This is a genomic window from Streptomyces sp. NPDC020597 (assembly GCF_044335095.1).
Classification (GTDB): Bacteria; Actinomycetota; Actinomycetes; order Streptomycetales; family Streptomycetaceae; genus Streptomyces.
This window is the reverse complement of the sequence record NZ_JBIRUL010000018.1, coordinates 97,496-120,947: the sequence shown is the minus strand read 5'-3', so window position 1 is coordinate 120,947 and position 23,452 is coordinate 97,496. Positions and strand designations below refer to the sequence as shown.

The 23,452-nt window shown below is 72.8% G+C and carries 22 protein-coding genes; 19 read left to right on the top strand and 3 right to left on the bottom strand.

What is annotated here, in order from left to right:
• The first annotated feature begins 35 nt into the window (after positions 1-35).
• The 3 genes from ACH4ZA_RS27425 (at position 36) to ACH4ZA_RS27415 (ending at position 2,533) form a co-directional block, all read left to right on the top strand.
• Positions 36-743 (top strand): GntR family transcriptional regulator, encoded by a 708-nt coding sequence (locus ACH4ZA_RS27425; protein WP_398432103.1) that lies wholly within the window; start codon positions 36-38, stop codon positions 741-743.
• 122 nt (positions 744-865) lie between these two features.
• A complete protein-coding gene (locus ACH4ZA_RS27420) occupies positions 866-1,882 on the top strand; it encodes a 1-aminocyclopropane-1-carboxylate deaminase (protein WP_398432102.1) in 1,017 nt (338 codons plus the stop codon).
• Positions 1,883-1,960: 78 nt separating this feature from the next.
• Positions 1,961-2,533, top strand: coding sequence for a TetR/AcrR family transcriptional regulator (locus ACH4ZA_RS27415; RefSeq protein WP_398432101.1), 573 nt, complete (start codon positions 1,961-1,963; stop codon positions 2,531-2,533).
• Between the two features lie 64 nt (positions 2,534-2,597).
• Here the strand turns inward: ACH4ZA_RS27415 and ACH4ZA_RS27410 are convergent, their stop codons facing one another.
• Together ACH4ZA_RS27410 and ACH4ZA_RS27405 are read right to left on the bottom strand one after the other, a co-directional pair.
• On the bottom strand, positions 2,598-3,785 hold the full coding sequence (locus ACH4ZA_RS27410) for a TerD family protein (protein ID WP_319278979.1): 1,188 nt from the start codon (positions 3,783-3,785) through the stop codon (positions 2,598-2,600).
• A 130-nt stretch (positions 3,786-3,915) separates the two neighbouring features.
• Positions 3,916-4,725, bottom strand: a complete 810-nt coding sequence (locus tag ACH4ZA_RS27405; protein WP_319278981.1) for an NAD(P)-dependent oxidoreductase — start codon at positions 4,723-4,725, stop codon at positions 3,916-3,918.
• A gap of 228 nt (positions 4,726-4,953) precedes the next feature.
• Between ACH4ZA_RS27405 and ACH4ZA_RS27400 the strand changes: the two genes are divergently transcribed.
• Positions 4,954-5,898, top strand: a complete 945-nt coding sequence (locus ACH4ZA_RS27400) for a 5-dehydro-4-deoxyglucarate dehydratase (RefSeq protein WP_398432100.1) — start codon at positions 4,954-4,956, stop codon at positions 5,896-5,898.
• Positions 5,895-7,061, top strand: a complete 1,167-nt coding sequence (locus ACH4ZA_RS27395; RefSeq protein ID WP_398432099.1) for a hypothetical protein — start codon at positions 5,895-5,897, stop codon at positions 7,059-7,061. Before ACH4ZA_RS27400 ends, ACH4ZA_RS27395 begins: the two co-directional genes overlap by 4 nt.
• On the opposite strand, the gene ACH4ZA_RS27390 is transcribed toward ACH4ZA_RS27395, so the two are convergent.
• The gene (locus tag ACH4ZA_RS27390; protein ID WP_398432098.1) at positions 6,998-8,242 is read right to left on the bottom strand and encodes an MFS transporter; all 1,245 of its coding nucleotides are present in this window, start codon (positions 8,240-8,242) and stop codon (positions 6,998-7,000) included. The genes ACH4ZA_RS27395 and ACH4ZA_RS27390 overlap by 64 nt on opposite strands.
• Positions 8,243-8,432: 190 nt before the next feature.
• Between ACH4ZA_RS27390 and ACH4ZA_RS27385 the strand changes: the two genes are divergently transcribed.
• The 14 genes from ACH4ZA_RS27385 to ACH4ZA_RS27320 all read left to right on the top strand — a co-directional run bounded on the left by ACH4ZA_RS27385 (position 8,433) and on the right by ACH4ZA_RS27320 (position 23,372).
• Positions 8,433-9,029, top strand: a complete 597-nt coding sequence (locus ACH4ZA_RS27385) for a TIGR03086 family metal-binding protein (protein WP_319278987.1) — start codon at positions 8,433-8,435, stop codon at positions 9,027-9,029.
• Between the two features lie 74 nt (positions 9,030-9,103).
• Entirely contained in the window at positions 9,104-9,865 is a 762-nt protein-coding gene (locus ACH4ZA_RS27380) for an MBL fold metallo-hydrolase (RefSeq protein ID WP_319278989.1), read from the top strand.
• 156 nt (positions 9,866-10,021) lie between these two features.
• Positions 10,022-10,696: a GntR family transcriptional regulator gene (locus tag ACH4ZA_RS27375; RefSeq protein ID WP_319278990.1), complete on the top strand. Its 675-nt coding sequence runs from the start codon at positions 10,022-10,024 to the stop codon at positions 10,694-10,696.
• Positions 10,693-11,604, top strand: coding sequence for a dihydrodipicolinate synthase family protein (locus ACH4ZA_RS27370; RefSeq protein WP_398432097.1), 912 nt, complete (start codon positions 10,693-10,695; stop codon positions 11,602-11,604). The genes ACH4ZA_RS27375 and ACH4ZA_RS27370 overlap by 4 nt, the downstream gene beginning before the upstream one ends.
• The gene (gene araD / locus ACH4ZA_RS27365; RefSeq protein ID WP_398432096.1) at positions 11,592-13,322 is read left to right on the top strand and encodes an L-arabinonate dehydratase; all 1,731 of its coding nucleotides are present in this window, start codon (positions 11,592-11,594) and stop codon (positions 13,320-13,322) included. Before ACH4ZA_RS27370 ends, araD begins: the two co-directional genes overlap by 13 nt.
• Before the next feature lie 253 nt (positions 13,323-13,575).
• The gene (locus tag ACH4ZA_RS27360) at positions 13,576-14,511 is read left to right on the top strand and encodes a sugar ABC transporter permease (protein WP_319278995.1); all 936 of its coding nucleotides are present in this window, start codon (positions 13,576-13,578) and stop codon (positions 14,509-14,511) included.
• On the top strand, positions 14,508-15,407 hold the full coding sequence (locus ACH4ZA_RS27355; RefSeq protein WP_319278997.1) for a carbohydrate ABC transporter permease: 900 nt from the start codon (positions 14,508-14,510) through the stop codon (positions 15,405-15,407). Before ACH4ZA_RS27360 ends, ACH4ZA_RS27355 begins: the two co-directional genes overlap by 4 nt.
• A gap of 256 nt (positions 15,408-15,663) precedes the next feature.
• Positions 15,664-16,824, top strand: a complete 1,161-nt coding sequence (locus ACH4ZA_RS27350) for a Gfo/Idh/MocA family oxidoreductase (protein WP_319278998.1) — start codon at positions 15,664-15,666, stop codon at positions 16,822-16,824.
• Positions 16,824-17,678 (top strand): PmoA family protein, encoded by an 855-nt coding sequence (locus ACH4ZA_RS27345; protein ID WP_319278999.1) that lies wholly within the window; start codon positions 16,824-16,826, stop codon positions 17,676-17,678. The genes ACH4ZA_RS27350 and ACH4ZA_RS27345 overlap by 1 nt, the downstream gene beginning before the upstream one ends.
• Positions 17,675-19,192, top strand: coding sequence for a family 43 glycosylhydrolase (locus ACH4ZA_RS27340; RefSeq protein ID WP_398432095.1), 1,518 nt, complete (start codon positions 17,675-17,677; stop codon positions 19,190-19,192). The genes ACH4ZA_RS27345 and ACH4ZA_RS27340 overlap by 4 nt, the downstream gene beginning before the upstream one ends.
• A 211-nt stretch (positions 19,193-19,403) precedes the next feature.
• A complete protein-coding gene (locus ACH4ZA_RS27335) occupies positions 19,404-19,667 on the top strand; it encodes a hypothetical protein (RefSeq protein WP_398432094.1) in 264 nt (87 codons plus the stop codon).
• A gap of 54 nt (positions 19,668-19,721) precedes the next feature.
• A complete protein-coding gene (locus tag ACH4ZA_RS27330; protein WP_319279003.1) occupies positions 19,722-21,059 on the top strand; it encodes a sugar ABC transporter substrate-binding protein in 1,338 nt (445 codons plus the stop codon).
• A 92-nt stretch (positions 21,060-21,151) separates the two neighbouring features.
• Positions 21,152-21,949: a rhamnogalacturonan acetylesterase gene (locus tag ACH4ZA_RS27325; RefSeq protein ID WP_398432093.1), complete on the top strand. Its 798-nt coding sequence runs from the start codon at positions 21,152-21,154 to the stop codon at positions 21,947-21,949.
• Between the two features lie 85 nt (positions 21,950-22,034).
• A complete protein-coding gene (locus ACH4ZA_RS27320) occupies positions 22,035-23,372 on the top strand; it encodes a pectate lyase (protein ID WP_319279005.1) in 1,338 nt (445 codons plus the stop codon).
• Positions 23,373-23,452: the final 80 nt, after the last annotated feature.

Here is a 23,452-nt window from a genome sequence, read left to right as displayed (position 1 = left end):
GTCGCGCGGCGAACTGATATCTAACATTTCAGTTCATGGAGGCCGTACCACGCACGCTGCTCAGGGACCGCGCCTACGCGGCGATCCGTGACGCCATCGTGGCCGGGGCCATCGCGCCCGGCGCGGTGGTGCGCGACGCCGATCTCGCGGAGCGGCTCGGACTGTCCCGGGCGCCGGTGCGCGAGGCGTTCGCGCGGCTGGTCGACGAGGGGTTGCTGGAGAGCAAGCCGCAGAGCTACACCCGCGTCACCCCCGTCGTCGCCTCCGAGGTACGGGACGCGGCGGCCGTGGTCGGCGCCATGCATGAGCTGGTCACCCGGATCGCGGTGCCCCGGCTGTTCGCGGCGGACGTCGAGGGGATGCGCGCCGCCAACGAGCGCTTCGCCGCCGCCGTGCGCGCCGGCGACGTGGACGCGGCCCTGCGCGCCGACGACGAGCTGCACGACGTCCTCGTGCGCGCCGCCGGCAACCGGGCGGCCGCCGCCACCGTCGCCCGTTACACCCCCCTCATCCGGCGGCTGGAGCGACGCCGTTTCGGCGAGGGCGGCACCTGCCGCTCGGCCGGACTGCACGGACGGCTGATCCGGGCGTGCGCCGCCGGCGACGTGGACGAGGCGGTCCGGGTCACTGCGGAGATCTGGCGCACCCTCGCGGACCTCGCCGACACCGAGGACGCCCAGGACGCCGAGGGGGCCCACGGCACCGGCCGCCGCGCCGACGCCGGCGCGGACCGCGCGGACTGATCACGCGAGGCGCTCACGCGACCGTGCGTCGACCGATCGCGCCGATCGGCCGCGCTGACCGGTCACCCCGACCGACAGCCCCGACCGAGGGCCCCGACCCATCCCCTGCTCCCGGAGGCACCGTGTCCCTCTCCTCGTACGAGCGTTACCCCCTCCTCTTCGGCCCCTCGCCCGTCCATCCGATGGAACGCCTCACCGCCCACCTCGGCGGAGCCGCCCTGTGGGCCAAGCGCGAGGACTGCAACTCCGGGATCGCGTACGGAGGCAACAAGACCCGCAAGCTGGAGTACCTGGTCGCCGACGCCCTCGCGCAGGGGTGCGACACGCTGGTCTCGATCGGCGGCGTGCAGTCCAACCACACCCGCCAGGTCGCGGCCTGTGCCGCCCGGGCCGGGATGAAGTGCGTGCTGGTGCAGGAGAGCTGGGTCGAGTGGCCGGACTCCGTCTACGACAAGGTCGGCAACATCCTGATCAGCCGGCTCGCCGGCGCCGACGTCCGGCTGGTGCGGGCCGGGTTCGGGATCGGCTTCAAGGAGAGCTGGGAGCAGGCGCTCCGGGAGGTCGAGGAGTCGGGCGGCAGGCCGTACGCGGTACCGGCCGGCGCCTCCGACCATCCGCTCGGCGGCCTGGGCTTCGCGAACTGGGCCCACGAGGTCGCCGAACAGGAACGGGAGCTGGGCGTCTTCTTCGACACCGTGATCGTGTGCTCGGTGACCGGGTCCACCCAGGCCGGCATGGTCGCCGGGTTCGCCGCGCTGGAGGAGGAGGGCGGCCGGCCCCGGCGCGTCCTCGGGATCGACGCCTCGGCCGAGCCCGCCAGGACCCGGGAGCAGATCGCCCGCATCGCGCAGCGCACCGGCCGGCTGATCGGCGTGCGGCGCGAGCTGACCGCCCGGGACGTCGAACTCGACGAGCGCTACCACGCCGGCGTGTACGGCGTCCCGGACGAGACGACGCTGGCCGCGATGCGGCTCGCCGCCCGGACCGAGGGCATGGTCACCGACCCCGTCTACGAGGGGAAGTCGATGGCCGGACTCGTGGACCTGGTGGGCCGCGGCGAGATCGGCCCCGACGCGACCGTGCTGTACGCGCACCTCGGCGGGCAGCCCGCGCTGAACGCCTACAGCGCCCTGTTCTGACCGCTCACGGCCGGTGTCCCGCGCCGACGCGGCCGGTTAGGGTGCGAGGGGAGTCCCCGGTGCGCGAGGAGTGTGTGGATGCCGCAGGTCAGGCCCATGCGTGCGGACGCCCGCCGCAACTACGAGCGCCTGCTGAAGGTGGCCGCGGAGGCCTTCGCCGAGCACGGTGAGGGCGCCTCTCTCGACGACATCGCCAGGCGGGCGGGCGTCGGGTCCGGCACGCTGTACCGGCATTTCCCCACCCGGCAGGCGCTTCTGGAGGCCGCCTACCTCGACCGCCTCGACGCGCTGGCGGCCCGCGCCGACGAGCTGGCCGCCCGGCTTCCCGCCGGCGAGGCGCTGGTGGAGTGGCTCAACGAACTGTGCGTCGGGGCGCTCGAGGTGCGCGGCATGAAGTCGCTGCTGGGCTCCGCCGTGACGGACGGGGGCGCGGCGGCGGTCAGCGCGTGCGGCGCGCCCATGAAGGAGGCGGCGGCCCGGCTGGTGGACGCGGCCCAGCGGGAGGGGGCCCTGCGGGCGGACGTCGGCCCGATCGACGTGCTGCGGCTCGCCCACGGGCTGGCCACGGCGTCGGAGCTGGCGAGCGGGGACGGGAGCGCCGTCCGCCGGTATGTGTCGCTGCTGACGGAGGGGCTGCGGCCCGCGCGATGACGGCGGCGGGCGCCCCCGTGGTGGCGGGCGCCCCGCGCCGGACGACTGCTCGGCGAGCTCCGGGTCAGAGGGCCTCGGCGCCCGGCTTGACCATGTTGCGCACGGTCCGCGCCTTCACGAAGCTGCCGATCGCCGTCATCTCCCACTCGCCGGAGTACTGCCGGATCAGCTTGGTCATCAGCACGCCGGTCTGCGCTTCGGCGCCGGTGAGGTCGAAGCGGGCGAGCTCTTCGCCGCTGGAGGCGTCCAGCAGACGGCAGTAGGCCTTGGCCACCTCGGTGAACTTCTGCCCGGAGAACGAGTTCACCGTGAACATCAGCCCGCTGACCTCCTGGGGCAGCCGGCCGAGGTCGACGACGATCACCTCGTCGTCGCCGCCGCCCTCGCCGGTGAGGTTGTCGCCGGAGTGCTTGATCGCGCCGTTGAGGATGGAGAGCTTGCCGAAGTAGCAGCTGTCGATGTGGTTGCGCTGCGGGCCGTAGGCGATGACGGAGGCGTCCAGGTCGATGTCCTTGCCGCGGAACGCGGGCTCCCAGCCGAGGCCCATCTTGACCTGCGTGAGCAGCGGGCGGCCGCCCTTGACGAGGGAGACCGTCTGGTTCTTCTGGAGGCTGACGCGCCCCTTGTCCAGGTTGATCTTCCCGGTGCCGGGCGCCGGCGGGGGCGGGGCCTGCGGCATCGGCGGGGCGGCGGGGACCGCGGGGGCGGCGGGCGTCGTGGCGGGCGCCGGCGGCGCCTGTGCGGCGGCCGGGGCCGCCGGTTCCTCCACCGTCACGCCGAAGTCGGTCGCGATGCCGGCCAGGCCGTCGGCGTATCCCTGACCGACGGCGCGGGCCTTCCAGGCGCCGTTGCGCAGGTAGATCTCGACGACGACCAGCGCCGTCTCCGTGCCCAGCCGCGGGGGAGTGAAGGTGGCGAGGACGCCGCCGTCGTCCGCGCTGCGGATCGTGGCCGTCGGTTCGATGCCCTGGAACGTCTGCCCCGCGGCGTCGGGGCTCGCGGTGACCACGATCTTCTCGATGCCGGGCGGGACGGCGGCGGTGTCGACGACGATGGCGTCGGGGGAGGTGCCGCCGCCCGAGCGGTAGGTCACCCCCGGGCCTGCGGGCTGGTTGTAGAAGATGAAGTCGTCGTCGGAGCGCACCTTGCCGTCGGCGGTGAGCAGCAGGCCCGAAACGTCGAGCCGCACCGGGGCGGCGACGTCCACCGCCACGCGCGCGGTGGGGAGAGGGATGTTCGAGCCGGGGGTCATAGCTGTCATATCCCGTGAACGACCGAGGCCACTTTGCCGTTCCCTTACCTGAGCACTCCTCCCGCGGACGCCCCCGAGGTGCCCCCGAAACGCCCCCGGTGCGTCCGCCGGCGGCCTCGCGCTCTCGCCGTCAGTACGGCCAGATCGGCGGGTCGCTGACGAAGTGGCCGCCGAGATATGCGTGCGCGATGTTCTCCGGGTCCAGCTCGCCCTGTTCGGCGATCAGTTTCTCGGCGTACGGCTCGGAGTCGTCCTGCGGCTCGTAGCCGAGCGCCCGCGCGGTGCCGAGGTCCCACCACAGCCGGGTGTTGGCCGAGGATCCGTGTACGACGGTGTGGCCGACGTTCTCGGCGGTCAGGGCCGCGTGGAAGAGGCGGGCGCCGTCGGCCGGGCTCATCCACACCGAGAGCATGCGCACGCTCGTCGGTTCGGCGAAGCAGGAGCCGATGCGCACCGACACGCTCTCCAGGCCGTGCTTGTCCCAGTAGAGCTGGGCGAGGTCCTCGCCGAAGGACTTGGACAGGCCGTAGAAGGTGTCCGGGCGGTGCGGGGTGTCGACGGGGATCAGGGGGTCGTCGCCCCGGGGGCGCGGGGTGAAGCCGACCGCGTGGTTGGAGGAGGCGAAGACGATCCGCTGCACGCCTTCCTCGCGGGCGGCCTCGTACAGGTGGTACGTGCCTTCGATGTTCGCCTTGAGGATCTTCTCGAAGGGGGCTTCCAGCGAGATGCCCGCGAGGTGGATGATCGCGTCGACGCCTCGTACGGCCTCGCGGACCGCGTCCTTGTCGGCCAGGTCGGCGACGATCGACCCGGGCTCGCCGTCGACCGGGCGCAGGTCGAGCAGGCGCAGTCGGTAGCCGTAGGCGGGCAGCAGGTCCCGCATCAGGGTGCCGAGGCCGCCGGCGGCGCCGGTGAGCAGGACGGTGCGGGGAGCGGGCATCCTCGGGTCTCCTTGGCGTCTGCGGGCCTCATCTATGGACGAGATTCACATGCGTGGACACGCTAGGGATCTCTCGCGCTTGGCGTCAAGTGTGCCGCGGACCAGGCGGTTGAGCCTTTCGCGGGGGAGTGCCGGGCTTGACCCGGCAGGAAAGGGCTTCATAGGCTGAGCGTGTTCAGAAATGTGGACATCGGTCAGAGGAACGCACGTGTCGTCCCAGGGAGTGCCGTGACGCCAGCCCCGCTCGCCGCCCGTCTCCGCGCCGCCGGCGGACCGCTGTTCTTCCCCGTCACCGCGTACGGCCCCGACGGCTCGCTCGACCTCGACGTCTACCGTGCGCACGTCCGCCAGGGCGTCGAGGCCGGCGCCGCCGCCGTTTTCGCGTGCTGCGGGACCGGGGAGTTCCACGCGCTGACGCCGGAGGAGTTCGAGGCCGCGGTGCGGGCGGCCGTCGACGAGACCGCCGGCCGGGTCCCCGTCGTCGCGGGCACCGGCTACGGGACCGCGCTCGCCGCGCACTACGCCCGCCGGGCGCGGGCGGCCGGCGCGGACGGCCTGCTGGCGCTGCCGCCCTACCTCGTCGTCGCGGCCCAGGAGGGCCTGCTGCGCCACTATCGCGAGCTGGCGGCGGCGACCGACCTGCCGGTGATCGTCTACCAGCGCGACAACGCCGTCTTCACCCCGCGGACGGTCGTCGAACTCGCCCGCACCGAGGGCGTCGTCGGCCTCAAGGACGGCCTCGGCGACCTCGGCCTCATGCAGCGGATCATCAGCGCCGTGCGCACCGAGGCGCCCGGCGACTTCCTCTACTTCAACGGGCTGCCGACCGCGGAGCAGACCCAGCTCGCCTACCGCTCCCTGGGCGTCGACCTCTACTCCTCGGCCGTGTTCTGCTTCGCGCCCGAGATCGCCGTGGCCTTCCACCGGGCGCTCGCCGACGGCGACGACAGCACCGTCCGCCGGCTGCTCGACGGGTTCTACCGGCCCTTCGTCGAACTGCGCGCCCAGGCCCACGGGTACGCCGTCTCCCTGGTCAAGGCCGGAGTGCGGCTGCGCGGCCTCGAGGTCGGGGAGGTCCGCCCGCCGCTGCACGAGCCGGGCGAGGACCACGTCGAACAGCTCGCCCAGGTGATCGAGCGCGGCTACGCGCTGCTGGAGGAGGAGACCGAGTGAAGGCGTCGACGTTCGTCTATCCCTGGGACGTCATCGGCGACCCCGGGGCGCCCGGCCGGATCGCCGGGCTCGGCGTGGCACAGGTGACCCTCGCCTCCGCCTACCACTCCACCCGCGCCCTCACCCCGCGCCACCCCCGGCACCGCGTCGTCACCGCCGAGCACGCGGCCGTGCTGTATCCGCCCGGCGACCGCTGGACGGGCCGCGCCCTGCGCCCGTACCCGGCCGGCGACTGGGCTCCCGGCGACGCCTTCGGAGAGGCCGCCCGGGCGCTCGCGGACGCCGGCCTCGACGTCCACGCCTGGGTGGTGCTGGCGCACAACTCCCGGCTGGGCGCCGAGCATCCGGACACCTCGGTCGTCAACGCCTACGGCGACCGTTACCCCTGGGCGCCCTGCATCGCCCAGCCCGACACGCGCGCGTTCCTTGTCGACCTCGCCGCCGAGGCGGCCGTGCGCCCCGGCGCGAACGGCGTCGAACTGGAGTCCCTCGGCTGGTACGGCCTCCAGCATCTGCACGCCCACGACAAGACCGGCGGCGTCGGGCTCGGGGACGCCGGCCAGTACCTGATGGCGCTGTGCTTCTGCCCCTTCTGCCGGGCCGGTTACGCCGAACAGGGGCTGGACGCCGACGCGCTGGCCGCCGTCGTACGGGACGCGCTGGAGCCGGTGTGGCGCGGCGAGGCGGACGACGCGCAGGACTGGGCGGGCGTCGAGAAGCTGCTCGGCGAGGAGACGGCGGCCGCCACGCGCGCGTGGCGCGACGACAGGGCCCGCACCCTCCAGGAGGCGGCGGTGAGCGCGGTGCGGGCGGCCGCGCCCGACGGCTTCCAGGTCCTGCTGCACGCCGACCCCGTGACCCATCACGTCGGCGCCAACCCGGGCGTCGACCCGGCGCACATCCTGTCCGTGGCGGACGGCGTGGTGGTGCCCTGTGCGGGCGGGCCCGGCCTGCTGACGCCGTTCGCCGGGCACCGCCGTCAGGGCACGGTCCTCGCCGCCAACCTCGCGGTCGTCTCCGGCATGGGCGGCAGTCCGGGCACGCTCGCGGCCGACGCGGCGCGGGCGGAGGAGTTCGGGGCGACGGAGATCCGGCTGTATCACGCGGGACTCGCGTCGGACGGGGACCTGGCGTCCGTTCGGGCGGCGCTGGCGGCCCGCTGAGCGCCGCCGCGGAACAGCGGCACCACGGTCGCCAGCCGCACCAGCCCGAGCGCGACCAGCAGCGGCTGGTACGGCAGCAGTTCCACCAGGGCGGCCCCCAGCGCGAGGCCGATCGCGTTCGGTGCGTACATCAGGGTGCCGGCCGTGGCGGCGACCCGGCCCAGCAGCGCGTCGGGGGTCTCCCGCTGGACGGCCGTCAGCGCGGCGATCAGCACGCACGGCAGCCCCGCCCCGATCGCCGCCGCGCAGCCCAGGGCCACCGCGTCCGACGGCACCGCCCGCACCGCGACCGCGACAGCCGTCAGGGCGATCCCGCACGCGGCGAACCGGCGTTCCCCGAACCGCCGCAGCGCGGGCCCCGACAGCAGGCCCACCGCCGCCGACCCGGCCCCCTGCACGGCGTAGAGCGCGCCGGCGTACGCGGGCGGGCGCCCGAGCCCCTCGACCACGGCGTACAGCAGCGCGCCGTTGAGGCCCGCGCACAGCATCGTCGTGCCGCCCGCCACCACCAGGGGGCGCAGCAGCGGGTGCCCCCACAGGAAGCGGACGCCCTCGGCCGTCCCGCCCCGCAGGCCGCGCCCGCCCGTCCGCGGGGGCCCCTCGGGGACCCGCACGCACGCGTAGAGCCCGGCCGCGCACACGAAACTGGCCGCGTCGAGCAGGGCCACGGCGGGACCGCCGTATGCCGCGTAGATCCCCGCACCCGCCAGCGGGGCCACCAGCTTCATGCCCTCCGTCGTCGTGGTGCGCAGCCCGTTGAAGTGGCCGAGCAGCCCCGCGGGGACGACGGCGGCGACGAGCGCGGACTCGGCCGCGTCGGCCACGACGGCGGCGGCCCCGTACCCGAGCAGCACCGCGAACAGCAGCCACAGCCGTCCGGGGACGCCGGCGACGAGGAGCACCGGCAGCACGGCCGCCGGGCCCAGGTTCGCGGCGAGGAGCAGCGGCCGCCGGCGGACCCGGTCGACGAGGGTGCCGAGCAGCGGGCCGGCCAGGGTCGGCGCCCAGAGGGCCAGCACGGACAGGGCCGCCAGTCCGTTCGAACCGGTGAGGTCCTTGACCCACACGCCGGCCGCCAGCCACAGCGCGGAGGTGCCGAAGCCGGACACCACAGAAGCCGTCAGAAAGATCGCCGCGCCGCGGTCCCGCAGGACGCCCACCACGGACCAGTTCTTCGTCATGCCTGGTCATCGTGGGCCTAAGGCGTCCGGCGGCGCATCGGGCAGGTGCCCTATCCGCGGCCTGTCCGTGGCCTGCCCGGGGCCTGTCCGCGGCCCGCCCCGGGAGCCCCGGGACGGGCCGTCGACCGCGGCGGCCGGGAAACGCGCGCCGAGCCCGATGAGTTCTCGCGGCGCGGCCGGTCCACCCCGTATGACCGACACCGCCATCACCTTCGACCTCGGCCCGCAGGCCGCCGTCGTGGCACGCCTCGCCGAGGCGGTCCGCGACGACCGGCTCGACGACGGGACGCCCTGCCCCGGCTTCGCCGTCCGGAACCTGCTGGGACACCTGGCCGGCCTCGCCGTGGCCTTCCGCGACGCCGCCCGCAAGGACCTCGGCCCCACCACCGACACCCCGCCGGACGCCGCCGTGCCCGATGTGGGCCCCGGCTGGCGCGAAGAACTGGCCAAGGCGCTCGACGCCCTCGCCGAGGCCTGGCGCGACCCGGCCGCCTGGACCGGCATGACCCGGGCCGGCGGCGTGGACCTGCCCGGCGCGGTCGCGGCCGCCGTCGCCGCCGACGAACTGGTGATCCACGGCTGGGACCTGGCCCGGGCCACCGGCCAGGCCTACGAGCCCGACCCCGCGGCGCTCGCGGCGGCGCACGCCTTCCTCGCCGGCGCGGTCGACCCCGCCACCGGGAGCGGGGTCTTCGGACCCGTCGTCCCCGTCCCGGCCGAAGCACCCCTGCTCGACCGGGCGCTGGGACTCAGCGGACGCGATCGGGGAGGGCCGGGCCGGGCGTAGACGCGGACATCAGGTTGCCGTAGACGGACGTAGTCGTGGGGCGTCGGGCGAGGGCGAAACGTACGCTCGCGACCATGCCCCTCAGCCTCACCGTCCTCGGCACCGCCTCTCCGCACCCGGCTCCGGGCCGCCCCTGCTCCGGCTACCTGCTGCGCGGAGCGGGGGCGGAGGTATGGGTGGACGCCGGGCCGGGCACGTTCGCCGAGTTGCAGCGGCACACGGATCCCGAGCGGCTCACAGCGATCTGGATCTCCCATCTGCACGCCGACCACAGCGCCGATCTCCTCGCCGCCGCCTACGCGTTCGCCTTCGGCGGGATGACCCCGCCGGCCCCGATCCCGGTGTACGCGCCGCTCGACTGCGCCCGGCGCGTCGCGGGCTTCCTCGGCCGGTCGGACGTGCGGTTCCTCAGCGACGTCCTCGACTTCCGGGCCCTGTTCGACGGGCACACCGTGCGGCACTGGAACCTGCGGCTCACCTCGCGCGCGATGGCCCACGGCACCGAGGCGTACGGACTGCGCGTCGAGTGCCAGGGGAGCGTCCTCGCGTACTCCGGGGACACCGGCCCGTGCGGGGCGCTCACCGAACTCGCCGGCGGCGCGGACCTGTTCCTGTGCGAGGCGGACATCGACGGTCATCGCGAAGGCGAACAGGACGAGCAGGTCCATCTCACGCCGGAGGACGCCGGGGACGCGGCCCGCAAGGCGGGGGTGCGCGAGCTGTACATCACCCATGTCGGACCCACGCTCACCCGCAAGGCGGCGACCGACCGGGCGGCCGTCGCGTTCGGCGGACCGGCCCGTACCGCGCGTGAGGGCGAGACCATCCCGCTCTAGGACGCGAAACACGCCCCGGCTCCTTCCCTTCCGACACTTCCTTGTCAGAAGCATTGACGAAACACAGAGGCGCTTCTACCTTCAACGCGTCGTACTTCGTACGTCATATATGAGACGCGATACGCGAGATCAGATACGCGACACCGAGAGGCGCGCATGACCTCTGTGCCCACGCCGATCCCGTCCCGCACGCAGTACGTGCTGGAGGAGATCAAACGCCGCATCCTCACCGGGCGTCTGACGCCTGGTCAGGCCCTGGTCGAAACCGAGCTCGCCGCACAGTTCGGGGTCTCCAAGACCCCGGTGCGCGAGGCCCTCAAGACCCTGGCCGGCACCGGACTGGTCGTCATGAGCCAGTACAAGGGCGTCACGGTGCGCATGGTCGACGCGGACATGGCGCGCGAGGTGTACGACGTCCGTCTGCTCCTCGAACCCGAGGCGCTCAGGCGGGCCGTGCACCGGGGCGCCTCCCTGGACGCCGCGCGCTCCGCGCTGACCATGGCGGACGAGGCGGCCGACACCGCTGAACGGTCTCTCGCCAACCGGGAGTTCCACCGCGCCCTGTATCTGCCGTGCGGGAATCCGCTGCTCGGCCGGATGCTCGACGAGGTCCGCGACCAGGCAGCCCTGGTCTCCGCCGTCGCCTGGGCCGCCTCGCCCTCCTGGGAGCGGGAGGCAGGCGAGCACCGCGAGATCCTCCGGCTCGCCCTGGCCGGCGACGCCGACGGCGCGGCCCGCGCCCTGCACGCCCACATCGCCTCCTTCGTGCACCGGGCGTTCCCCGAGACCGCCGGGACGGACCGGTCACCCGAACAGGAAGGCCGGGAATGAGCAGCGTGGCGTTCGAGACGCAGCGTGCGGCCCTCGCCGACGTGGTGGCCATCCCGGTGACCCCGTTCGCCGAGGACGGCTCCGTCGACCGGGATGCCCACCGGGCCCTGGTGCGCAGACTGCTCGACGGCGGGATCACCACCCTCACCCCGAACGGCAACACCGGTGAGTTCTACGCCCTCGCCCCCGAGGAGCGCCGGCTGGTCCTCGAGCTGACCGCGGACGAGGCGGGCGGACGGGCGGTGATCCTGGCCGGCGTCGGCCACGACGTGCCGACCGCCGTGGCCACCGCCCGGCACGCCCGGGAACTGGGCGCGCAGATGGTGATGGTCCACCAGCCGGTCCACCCCTACGTCTCGCAGAGCGGCTGGGTCGACTACCACCGGGAGATCGCGCAGGCGGTGCCGGAGCTGGGCGTCGTCCCCTACATCCGCAACGCGCAGCTGCACGGCGAACGCCTCGCCGAGCTCGCCGACTCCTGCCCGAACGTCATCGGCGTCAAGTACGCCGTACCGGACGCCTCACGGTTCGCCGCGTTCGCGCGGGACGCCGGCCTCGAACGGTTCGTCTGGGTCGCCGGGCTCGCCGAGCCGTACGCGCCCTCCTACTTCTCCGCCGGCGCCACCGGTTTCACCTCCGGGCTGGTGAACGTCGTCCCGGCCGTCTCGCTGAACATGATCGAGGCCCTCCGCTCGGGCGACTACCCGGCCGCGATGAAGGTGTGGGAGCAGATCAGACGTTTCGAGGAACTGCGGGCCGCCAACGGCTCCGCCGACAACGTCACCGTCGTCAAGGAGGCCCTCGCCTCCCTCGGCCTGTGCCGCCGCGAGGTCCGTCCGCCGAGCAGGCGGCTGCCCGAGGGCGAGCGCGCCGAGGTGGCCGCCATCGCCGCCGGATGGTCCATATGAGGGCGCCCGAGGAACTGCGCAGCCACCAGTGGTACGGGACCGGCGGTCTGCGGTCCTTCAGCCACCGGGCCCGCACCCGCCAGCTCGGCTACCTCCCCGAGGAGCACCTCGGCAAGCCGGTCATCGCGATCCTCAACACCTGGTCCGACATCAACCCCTGCCATGTGCACCTGCGCGACCGCGCGCAGGCCGTGAAGCGCGGGGTGTGGCAGGCGGGCGGCTTCCCCCTGGAGTTCCCGGTCTCCACCCTCTCCGAGACCTTCCAGAAGCCGACCCCGATGCTCTACCGCAACCTGCTCGCGATGGAGACCGAGGAGCTGCTGCGGTCCTACCCGGTGGACGGGGCGGTGCTGATGGGCGGCTGCGACAAGTCCACGCCCGCGCTGCTCATGGGGGCGGCCTCGGTCGACCTGCCGACCGCGTTCGTGCCGGCGGGCCCCATGCTCCCGGGACACTGGCGCAACGAGGTCCTCGGCTCCGGCACCGACATGTGGAAGTACTGGGACGACATGCGGGCCGGCCTCATCGGCGACTGCGAGATGGCCGAACTGGAGAGCGGCCTGGCGCGCTCGCCCGGCCACTGCATGACGATGGGCACGGCGTCCACGCTGACCGCCGCGGCCGAGGCGCTGGGCGTCACGGTGCCGGGCGCGTCGAGCATCCCGGCCGTGGACTCCGGGCACGACCGGATGGCGGCCATGACCGGCCTGCGCATCGTCGAACTGGTCCACAGGGACCGCCGGTTGAGTCACATCCTCACCGCGGAGGCCTTCGAGGACGCGGTGACGACCGTCCTCGGTCTCGGCGGTTCCACCAACGCCGTCATCCATCTCATCGCGATGGCAGGCCGCGCGGGCGTCCGGCTCACCCTCGACGACTTCGACCGCATCGCCCGCACGGTGCCGGTGCTCGCCGACGTGCGCCCCGGCGGCCGGAAGTACCTCATGGAGGACTTCCACTTCGCCGGCGGCCTGCCCGGATTCCTCTCCCGCATCACCGACCTGCTGCACCTGGACCGGCCGACGGTCTCCCACGACACCCTGCGCGAGCAGCTGGCCGGCGCGAAGGTGCACGACGACGACGTCATCCGGCTCCGGCACGACCCGGTCGCCGCCGAGGGCGGGGTCGCCGTGCTGCGCGGCAACCTCTGTCCGGACGGCGCGGTCATCAAGCACATCGCCGCCGAGGAGCACCTGCTCAAGCACACGGGGCCGGCCGTCGTCTTCGACGACTACCGGACGATGCAGCGGACGATCGACGACCCCTCCCTCGGCATCACCGCCGACAGCGTGCTGGTGCTGCGCAACTCCGGACCCAAGGGCGGCCCCGGCATGCCCGAGTACGGCATGCTGCCCATCCCCGACCACCTGCTGAAGCAGGGCGTGCGGGACATGGTGCGGATCTCCGACGCCCGGATGAGCGGCACCAGTTACGGGGCGTGCGTGCTGCACGTCGCGCCCGAGTCGTACGTCGGCGGTCCGCTGGCCCTGGTGCGCAGCGGGGACCCGATCACCCTCGACGTCGAGGCGCGCACCCTTCATCTCCATGTGGACGACGCGGAGCTGGAGCGGCGCAGGGCGGACTGGACGCCGCCGCCCGCCCGTGACGAGCGCGGATACGGAGCGCTCTACAACGAGCAGATCACGCAGGCCGACACCGGCTGCGACTTCGAGTTCCTCGCCCGTCCGGGCCGGGTCGCCGACCCGTACGCGGGCTGAACCACCGCACCACGGATCACGCATCACGGCTCACCGCACCACGGATCACGCACCACGGATCACCGCACCACGCGAGAACAGCAGGACGGCGCACACGTCTGCACAGGGAGAAAGCGCTTCCCGGAGCGTCGCGCCTCGCGCCTCGCGCTCTGCACGTCACACGCGCACATCGCACTTCGTACGTCGCACCTCGCACCTCGCACTTTGTACGTCGCACGACGTACGCACGACGCACCGAGAACGGAGAACAGTGATGGCCCAAGCCGCAGCCGTGGCGAAACGGCCCGCGCCGCCCCGGCGGCGCCGTGCCTCCGCCACGCCCCGCAGGCTGCCGTACCTGCTGATCGCGCCGGCGGCGCTGCTGATGCTGGGCTTCATCGCCTACCCGGTCGTCAGCGTCTTCTACTACAGCCTGCAGAACTACAACCCCACCAAACCGTGGCGCAACGGCTTCGCGGGCTTCGACAACTTCGTCCACGCCTTCACCGACGACCCGCAGTTCTGGGACACGCTGACCTTCAGCGCCCAGTGGGTGTTCGTCGAGGTCGGGCTGCAGCTGCTGTTCGGTCTGGCACTGGCGCTGATCGTCAACCAGACCTTCGTGGGACGCTCGCTCGGCCGCGCGCTGGTCTTCTCCCCGTGGGCCGTCTCCGGCGTGCTGACCTCCGCGATCTGGGTTCTCCTCTACAACTCCCAGACGGGCATCACCCGTTACCTGGCCGACATGGGCGTCGGCGAGTACGGCACCAGCTGGCTCTCGGACACCTCCACCGTCTTCCCGGCGGCGATCGTCGCCGACCTGTGGCGCGGCGTCCCGTTCTTCGCGATCCTCATCCTCGCCGACCTGCAGTCCGTGTCGAAGGACCTGTACGAGGCCGCCGAGGTCGACGGCGCGAGCCGGATCAAGCAGTTCTGGCACATCACCCTGCCCCACCTGAAGGACGCCATCGTCCTGTCCACGCTGCTGCGCGCGGTGTGGGAGTTCAACAACGTCGACCTGCTCTACACGCTCACCGGCGGCGGCCCGGCGGGGGAGACCACGACCCTTCCGCTCTACATCGCCAACACCAGCGTCGACGCCCACAACTTCGGCTATGCGTCCGCGCTCACCACGGTCGCGTTCGTGATCCTGCTCTTCTGCTCGATGGTCTATCTGCGGCTCAGCAAGTTCGGAGGAGGCGACAAGTGATCACCAAGGAGGCCCCCGAGGTCGTGCCCGCCCCCGCGCGCGAGCCCGCCGCACCCGACCACAGCCCGGCCCGGCGCAAGCGTGCCTGGGACGAGGCCCCCCGCTGGCAGATCTACGTCCCGCTGGGGATCTACCTCGTCTTCACCCTGGTCCCCTTCTACTGGATCCTGCTCTTCGCGCTCCGCCCGGCCGGGTCCACCTCGCTGGTGCCCTGGCCGATGACCTTCGACCACTTCGAGAAGGTCTGGAACGAGCGTGACTTCGCCGTCTACTTCCAGAACAGCGTGCTCACCGGTGTGGCGACCCTGCTGCTCACCACCGGCGTCGCCCTGGCCGGCGGCTACGCCCTCGCCCGCTTCGACTTCAAGATCAAACGCGGCTTCATGCTCGCCCTGCTGTGCACCCAGTTCGTGCCCGGTGCGCTGCTGCTCGTCCCGCTCTTCCAGATCTTCGCCGAGCTGAAGATGATCAACTCCCTGGGCAGCGTCATCATCGCCGAGACGGTCTTCCAGCTGCCCCTGTCGATCATCCTGATCAGCGGCTTCATCCGGAACGTGCCGTACTCCCTGGAGGAGGCGGCCTGGGTCGACGGCTGCAACCGGCTCACCGCCTTCCGGATCGTCGTCCTGCCCCTGCTGCGGCCCGGACTGATCGCCGTCGGCTCCTTCGCCTTCGTGCACGCCTGGAACCACTTCCTGTTCGCCCTGATGTTCCTCTCCGACCAGACCAAGCAGACGATCCCCGTCGGCCTCAACACCCTGATGAGCGCGGACAGCGTCGACCTGGGCGCGCTGGCCGCGGGCGGCATCATCGCCGCCGTCCCCGTGGTGATCGTCTTCGCCTTCATCCAGAAGTGGCTGATCACCGGGTTCAGCGCAGGGGCGGTGAAGGGATGAGGACGCGTCAGGCCGCCGCGACCGCAGTGGCGCGGGGGACACTCCGTGCCCCCGCGCGGACCGGGGCACGGGACGGCTCCCGCCCCCCGGACGGCCCGCGCGCGGACCTCCTCGCCGTCCACGGCGCGCACGACGGCGCAGGCGAGCGCCACCTCGCGGCGGACGCCGGCCGGACGCCTACCCTGCACGGAAAGATCGACAGCGCCGCGACAGCCGACCGTACGGCGGCACGCGGCGCGGGCGCAGGGAGGATTCCATGAGCACCGCTGTACCGATCGTCCTGGCGGGCGCGCGCGGCCACGGCCGCTGGCACCTGGACAACATCCGCAGGCTCCAGGACAAGGGCATCGTCCGCCTCGCCGGTGTCTGCGAACTGACCCCGCTGAGCCCGGCCGAGATCCCCGAGGGCCTCGGCGCGCCCGAGCAGTCCGCGGACTTCGGCGCGCTGCTCGACGCCACCGGAGCCCGGATCGCCGTGGTCTGCACCCCGATCCAGACCCACGCCGACCTCGCGCTGACCGCGGCCCGCAAGGGTGTGCACCTGCTCCTGGAGAAGCCGCCGGCGCCGTCGTACGCGGAGTTCCGCCGGATGGCCGACGGGATCGCCGAGGCCGGCGTGGTCTGCCAGGTCGGCTTCCAGTCGCTGGGCTCGCACGCCGTGCCCGCGATCCGCGACCTGATCCGCGACGGTGTGATCGGTGAGCTCGTGGGGGTCGGCGGCGCCGGCGCCTGGGCCCGCGCCGAGTCCTACTACCGGCGCGCCCCCTGGGCGGGCAGGCGACGGCTGAACGGCGTGGACGTCGTCGACGGGGCTCTCACCAACCCCCTCGCGCACGCCGTCGCCACCGCCCTCGCGCTGGCCGGAGCCACCCGCGCCGAGGACGTCGCCGGCATCGAGACCGAGCTGGCGCACGCCAACGCCATCGAGTCCGACGACACCTCCTGCGTCCGCGTCACCACGGTGGACGGCCTGCGGATCGTCGTCGCGGCCACGCTGTGCGCCGAGGACCCCGACGACCCGTACGTGGTCGTCCACGGCAGCCGCGGCCGGATCACGTACTGGTACAAGCAGGACCGCGTTCTGCTCCAGCGGGCCGGCCACGGCCCCGAGGAGTTCGAGTACGGCAGCACGGACCTGCTGGAGAACCTGGTCGAGCATCTCGCCGACGGGACGCGACTGCTGGTCCCGCCGGCCGTCACCGAGTCGTTCATGCGGGTCGTCGAGGCGATCCGGGTCGCGCCCGACCCGGTGCAGCTGCCCGACGACGCCTGGCGTCGGCTGCCCGACGAGGACCGACGGGTCGTCCCCGGCGTCGACGGCCTCGTCGCGGCCGCCGCAGACACCCTCGCCCTCTACTCCGAACTGGGCGCCCCCTGGGCGTTCACGACCGAGCATCCGAAAGAGGTGAGCCCCTGATGACCGCACAGGCACCCGACGCGCCGGTCGTCCTGCGTGTCGCCGGCCGCCCGGTCGGCCGTTACGTCACGCGGCCCGAGCTGCCCGCCCGGCTCTCCCCGCGCCCCTATCTGCACCCCGTCAGCACCCTGGCCGGCGCGACGGTCACCGAGCTCAGCCCCGCCGACCACCTCCACCACCTCGGCGTCGGTGTAGCCGTACCCGACGTCGAGGGGCACAACTTCTGGGGCGGCCGCACCTATGTCCGCGACCGGGGCCCGACCGAGCTGGACGACCACGGCGCGCAGCGGCACGGGTCCTTCCAGCTGCGCGATCCCGACGGCTTCGTGGAGGAGCTGCGCTGGGTGGCGTCGGGCCGGGAGCTGCTGCGCGAGCGCCGCACGGTCGCGGCGACCGAACTGACCGCCTCCGCCTGGGCGCTGGACTTCACCTTCTCCCTCACCAACGTCTTCGGCGCCCCGCTGTCCATCGGCAGTCCGGCGACGAACGGGCGCCCCGGCGCGGCCTACGGCGGCTTCTTCTGGCGGGCCCGCAAGGAGGACCGGGCGCCCGACGTCTTCACTGCGGGCGCGCGGGGCGAGGCGGCCGTGCACGGCGCCCGCGCCGACTGGCTCGCCCTGGCCGGCGACGGCTGGACGCTCGTCTTCGCGGGCGCCACCGACGCCACCCGGCGCGACCCGTGGTTCGTCCGCACCGCCGAGTATCCGGGTGTGGGCTCCTCGCTGGCCTTCGCCGAACGGCTGCCCGTCCCGCCCGGGGGGACGGTCGTACGCCGGATCGTGACCGTCGTCGCCGACGGCCGTCCGGGCCGGGACGAGGCCGCGGCCCTGGTCCGCAAGGCGGTCAGCCAGTGACGGGGGAGCGGCACGAGACGTACACGAACCCGGTCCTGAACGCCGACTGGTCCGACCCGGACGTCGTGCGCGTCGGCGACGACTTCTACCTCACCGCCTCCAGCTTCGGCCGCTCTCCCGGACTGCCGTTGCTGCACTCGCGGGACCTGGTCGGCTGGCGGCTGGTGGGTCACGCCCTGGAACGCCTGGAGCCGGTGGGCGAGTTCAGGACGCCGCGGCACGACTGCGGGGTGTGGGCGCCCTCGTTACGGCATCACGACGACCGCTTCTGGATCTTCTGGGGTGACCCCGACCGGGGGGTGTTCCAGGTCAACGCGCCCGACGTCCGCGGGCCCTGGACCCGTCCGCACCTCGTCAAGGCGGGCAGGGGCCTGATCGACCCGTGCCCCCTGTGGGACGACGAGAGCGGTGAGGCGTATCTGGTGCACGCCTGGGCGAAGTCCCGCGCGGGTGTCAAGAACCGGCTCACCGGCCACCGCATGCACCCCGACGGGACGTCCCTCCTCGACGAGGGCAAGGTGATCGTCGACGGCGACGGCATCCCCGGCTGGTTCACCCTCGAAGGCCCGAAGCTCTACCGGCACGACGGCTGGTTCTGGATCCTCGCCCCGGCCGGCGGGGTGGAGACCGGCTGGCAGGGCGCTCTGCGGTCCCGGGACTTCTTCGGCCCGTACGAGGAGCGGATCGTCCTCGAACAGAAGGACACCGAGGTCAACGGTCCGCACCAGGGCGGCTGGGTGCGCACGGCGTCCGGCGAGGACTGGTTCCTGCACTTCCAGCAGCGCGGCGCGTACGGCCGGGTCGTGCACCTCCAGCCGATGCGGTGGGACCGGGACGGCTGGCCGGTGATCGGCGACGAGGGCGCCCCCGTCCTGACGCACCGGCGGCCCGGCCTGCCCGCGCAGCCGCCCGCCGAGCCCGCCGCGGACGACGACTTCCCCGGCGGGCGCTTCGGCCGCCAGTGGTCGTGGACGGCCAACCCCGAGGACGGCTGGGCCACCCGGCACTCGGCCGACGGACTGCGTCTGACCTGCGTGCGGACACCGGACGCGCACGATCTGCGCACCCTGGCGAACGTCCTCACCCAGCGGCTGCCCGGCGTCCCGTCCGCCGTCGAGGTGGAGCTGCGGCTGCACAGCGAGGAACCGGGAGCGCGCGCCGGACTGGCGGTCCTCGGCGACGCGTTCGGCTGGATCGGGCTCCAGCGGGACGACGACGGCACGGTCCGGCTCGTCCACCGGTTCGCCGAGCCGGTCGCCGAGCGGGAGCGGGACGCGTCCCGGCCCCGGCTCGCCCCTGACGGGCGGGCACGGCTGCGGATCGAGATCGGCGCGGGCGCGCGATGCCGTTTCGCGTACGACGTCGGCGACGGCCCGTGTCCTTCCGGTCCCGTCTTCGCCGCTGCCCCCTGGCGCTGGGTCGGCGCTCTGCTCGGCCTCTTCGCCGCCGCGCCGGCCGGCTCCGGGCATGCCGGCGCCGCCGTGTTCAGCGAGTTCCGCATCAGACCGCTCTGACCCCGTTCCGCTCTGACCCACTTCCGCTGTGAGCCTGTTGGGAGCCGCAATGACGCACTTCCCTAGCAAGCGCTTGCCACGACCGGCGGCGGTCCAGGCCGCCTTCGCCGCCGCACCGAGGACCGCCGTCGCACCGGGGACCGCCCCTGAGCCCGGGACCGCCGCCGCAGAAGGCCGCGCGGACCGGGGACGCGGTCCTGCTCGGGTTCTCGTGCCGGCAGGACACGTCGACGACCCACGGCTCGAGCGGACGACGCCCGGCCAGATGTGCGAGCTGGACGCGTCGCCGAGGACCGCCACGAGCGGGTTCTCGTGGCGGGACGCCCGGTTCGCGGAGTACCGCAACCACGGGCCGAGGGCGACTGTCACCGCCGACCGCCCCCAGCTGGGCGACGCCGACGCGAAGGCGTACACCGTCACGGCCTGCCTCGAGGGCGCGGACGGCTGGGCGCCGCACCGCCGCACCACCCACTGACCCCCCACAACTTCATATCTCCGCAGGGATCCAGAGAAGAAGAGAGCCGACCACATGACAAGCAGCATCCGCAGAAGCAGGCGCGCCGCCCTGGCCCTCGCCGTCGCAACCGTGCTCGCGCTGACCGCCACCGCCTGCGGCGACGACGGCAGCGGCGCGGCGGGGGACAAGGGAGGCGACGGCTCCGGCAAGGGGGAGATCACCTTCTGGGACAACAACGGCGGTGTCCGCACCGACGTCTGGAAGGAGATCATCGCCGACTTCGAGAAGGCGAACCCGGACATCAAGGTCAAGTACGTCGGTGTGCCGGCCGACAGCGTCCAGTCCAAGTACGACACCGCCATCCAGGGCGGCGGACTGCCCGACGTCGGAGGGGTGGGCGCCGCGATGCTCGCCGAGGTCGCGGCGCAGGGCGCCCTCGAACCGCTCGACAGCCGGCTCGAGGAGAGCGGCCTCGGCGGCAAGCTCAACGCGAAGTTCCTGGACAGCGTCAAGGCCGCCGGCATCGACGGCAAGACGTACTCCGTGCCGACCTCCGCCAACAACGGCACCCTCTGGTACCGCACGGACCTCTTCCAGAAGGCGGGCCTGGACGCGCCGACCACCTGGTCGAAGTTCTACGAGGCCGCCGACAAGCTGACCGACAAGGACAAGAACGCCTTCGGCTACACCATCCGCGGCGGTTCCGGCTCGATCTCCCCGGCCCTCGACGCGGCCTACGGACAGAGCGGCATCACCGAGTTCTGGAGCGGCGACAAGACCACGGTCAACGATCCGAAGAACGTGGCCGCGCTGGAGAAGTACGTCGGTCTGTACAAGAAGGACACCCCGGCCGCCGACGTCAACAACGACTTCACCAAGATGGTCGCCCAGTGGGACTCCGGCACCATCGGCATGCTGAGCCACAACCTGGGCTCGTACAAGGACCACCAGAAGGCGCTGGCCGGCAAGTTCAAGGGCGTGCCCGCTCCGACGATGGACAACGGCAACCGGGTGCAGGTCTCCAACCCGGTGGACGGGCTCGGCCTGTTCAAGTCGAGCAAGAACAAGACCGCCGCCTGGAAGTTCATCGAGTTCGCCGCCTCGCACGCCTCCAACAGCAAGTGGAACAAGTCGGCGGGCTCGATCCCGGCGAACCTGGAGGCCGCGCAGGACAGCTGGGTCCAGGAGTCCGAGCCGACGAAGCTGGCCGCCGAGGCGCTGACGGGCACCACCACGAAGATCGTGCAGCTGCCCTACTACCTGCCCGACTGGAACACCATCTCGAAGGCCGACAACGAGCCGAACTTCCAGAAGGTGCTGCTCGGCAAGATGACCGCGAAGCAGTTCCTGGACACGCTCGCCGACCAGCTGAACACCGCCCAGGCCGACTGGAAGAAGAACCACAAGTAACCGCCAGGGCGATTGTCGTCACGGGGGACTGCCGGCCCGTCCCGGCAGGCCGCGCGGTTCCCCCGTGCTTCCCACGCGAAAGGTGCACGTAGGTGTCGCTCACCCGCAGACAGGTCACCGCCGCGGCGCTCGCCGCCGTTCCGCTCGGCGCCACGGCCGCCGGTCCCGCCCACGCCGGCGCCCGCCGGCCCCGCACGCTCTACATCGCCGGCGACTCCACCGCCGCCCAGAAGTACTCCGACGCAGCACCCGAGACCGGGTGGGGCATGGCACTGCCCTTCTTCCTGCACTCCGGCCTGCCCGTCGCCAACCACGCGGTGAACGGCCGCAGTTCCAAGAGCTTCATCGACGAGGGCAGGCTCGACGCCGTCCTCGCCGCGATCCGGCCGGGTGACCTGCTGCTCGTCCAGTTCGCGCACAACGACGAGAAGACGACCGACCCCACCCGCTACACCGAGCCCTGGACGACGTACCAGGAGTGCCTGCGGCACTACCTCGCCGGCGCCCGGGCGAAGGGGGCCCGCCCGGTCCTCGCCACGCCCGTGGAGCGGCGCCGGTTCGACGCCGCGGGCAAGGCCCAGCCGACGCACGGGGAGTACCCCGCCGCCATGCGCGCCCTCGCCGCGCGGGAACGGGTCGCGCTGCTCGACGTCCAGGCGCTGTCGCTGGCGCTCTGGCAGCAGCTGGGCGTCGAGGAGACGAAGACGTACTTCAACTGGACCGCGACCGAGCAGGACAACACGCATTTCAATCCGCCCGGGGCGATCGCCGTGGCGCGGCTCGTCGTACGGGAGCTGCTGCGCACGCGGGTTCTGGCCCCGCGCGACGTGGTCCGGCTGAACGAGCGGATCCCCCCGTCCTGGATCACCTGGCCCGACCCGCTGACGTAGCACCACCCGCCGGCGTGGCCCGATTCGCCGGCCCGACCCGTCGGCGCGGGCCGTCCCGCCGCCGCAACAGAAGGAGACCCGCACAGTGCGTACACAGAGATGTCATGGACGTGTCATTGCTGTCCTGGGGGGCTGCACCGCGCTGGTGCTGTCCGTGACCGGCACGGCGTCCGCCCAGGGCCAGCACCACACCCGCGCCCGGCAGGCCGCCCCCGACCTCGGCCGGCAGGTGCTGCCCGCGAACGACGGCTGGGCCTCGTCCGGCACCGGCACGACGGGCGGCTCGGCCGCCGACGCCGCCCACGTCCACACCGTCACCACCTGGGCCGAGTTCAAGGCCGCCCTCGCCGCCGGGGGCGACACGCCGAAGATCATCAAGGTGAAGGGCGTCATCGACGCCGTCGCCGAGGGGTGCGACGCCTTCGCCGCGCCCGGATACGACTTCGCCGCCTACCTCGCGAAGTACTCGCCCGAGGCCTGGGGACTGGACACCGACCTCGCAGCCGAGCCCGACGGAAGTCCCGAGGGGCTGCGGCGGGTGTCCGCCGCCAACCAGGACAAGGCCATCAAGGTGAACGTCCCCTCCAACACGACCATCGTCGGCATCGGCCGGGGCGCCGGGTTCAAGGGCGTCAGCCTGCAGATCAGGGCCGTCGACAACGTGATCCTGCGCAACCTGTCCCTGGAGTCGCCCATCGACTGCTTCCCCCAGTGGGACCCGACCGACGGGGCCAAGGGCAACTGGAACTCCGAGTACGACACCGCCGTGGTCTACGGCGCCACGCACGTCTGGCTCGACCACAACACGTTCACCGACGGCGCCCACCCGGACAGCGCCGCCCCGACCTACTTCGGCATGCTCTACCAGCAGCACGACGGCGAACTCGACATCGTGCGCGGCGCCGACTACGTCACGGCCTCCTGGAACGTCTTCAGCGACCACGACAAGACGATCCTCATCGGCAACAGCGACAGCGAGTCCACCGCCGCCGGCGACCGGGGGCACCTGCGGACGACGTTCCACCACAACCTGTTCGCGAACCTGGTCGAGCGCGCGCCCCGCGTCCGCTTCGGGCAGGTCGACTCCTACAACAACCACTTCGTCGCGAACGGCGACTACTCCTACAGCTTCGGCATCGGCAAGGAGTCCAGGCTCGTCGCCGAGCACAACGCGTTCACCCTGCCGCAGGGGGTCGGCGCGGCCAAGGTGCTCAAGCGGTGGAACGTCTCGCCGCTGACCGCCGCTGACAACTACGTCAACGGCGTGAAGACCGACCTGATCGCCGTCCACAACGCCCAGATCCCCGCCGAGACCCTCGAGTCCGGCGCCGGCTGGACGCCCACCCTGCGCACCAGGGTCGACCCGGCGAAGGCCGTCCCCCGCATCGTCGACTGCGGCGCGGGCGCGGGACGCCTCGGCTGACCTCGTACGACCCGTCAGACGGCCGGGGCGGCGGCGCCCTTCGTCGCCCCGGCCGCATCGGCAGACCTCCCGCAGAGCCT

Bases quoted from the DNA above. Each gene is read 5' to 3' on its own strand.
- ACH4ZA_RS27425 (WP_398432103.1), top strand. From the start codon at position 36: ATGGAGGCCGTACCACGCACGCTGCTCAGGGACCGCGCCTACGCGGCG.
- ACH4ZA_RS27415 (WP_398432101.1), top strand. From the start codon at position 1,961: ATGCCGCAGGTCAGGCCCATGCGTGCGGACGCCCGCCGCAACTACGAG.
- ACH4ZA_RS27410 (WP_319278979.1), bottom strand. From the start codon at position 3,785: ATGACCCCCGGCTCGAACATCCCTCTCCCCACCGCGCGCGTGGCGGTG.
- ACH4ZA_RS27405 (WP_319278981.1), bottom strand. From the start codon at position 4,725: ATGCCCGCTCCCCGCACCGTCCTGCTCACCGGCGCCGCCGGCGGCCTC.
- ACH4ZA_RS27390 (WP_398432098.1), bottom strand. From the start codon at position 8,242: ATGACGAAGAACTGGTCCGTGGTGGGCGTCCTGCGGGACCGCGGCGCG.
- ACH4ZA_RS27385 (WP_319278987.1), top strand. From the start codon at position 8,433: ATGACCGACACCGCCATCACCTTCGACCTCGGCCCGCAGGCCGCCGTC.
- ACH4ZA_RS27380 (WP_319278989.1), top strand. From the start codon at position 9,104: ATGCCCCTCAGCCTCACCGTCCTCGGCACCGCCTCTCCGCACCCGGCT.
- ACH4ZA_RS27375 (WP_319278990.1), top strand. From the start codon at position 10,022: ATGACCTCTGTGCCCACGCCGATCCCGTCCCGCACGCAGTACGTGCTG.
- ACH4ZA_RS27370 (WP_398432097.1), top strand. From the start codon at position 10,693: ATGAGCAGCGTGGCGTTCGAGACGCAGCGTGCGGCCCTCGCCGACGTG.
- araD (WP_398432096.1), top strand. From the start codon at position 11,592: ATGGTCCATATGAGGGCGCCCGAGGAACTGCGCAGCCACCAGTGGTAC.
- ACH4ZA_RS27360 (WP_319278995.1), top strand. From the start codon at position 13,576: ATGGCCCAAGCCGCAGCCGTGGCGAAACGGCCCGCGCCGCCCCGGCGG.
- ACH4ZA_RS27350 (WP_319278998.1), top strand. From the start codon at position 15,664: ATGAGCACCGCTGTACCGATCGTCCTGGCGGGCGCGCGCGGCCACGGC.
- ACH4ZA_RS27345 (WP_319278999.1), top strand. From the start codon at position 16,824: ATGACCGCACAGGCACCCGACGCGCCGGTCGTCCTGCGTGTCGCCGGC.
- ACH4ZA_RS27330 (WP_319279003.1), top strand. From the start codon at position 19,722: ATGACAAGCAGCATCCGCAGAAGCAGGCGCGCCGCCCTGGCCCTCGCC.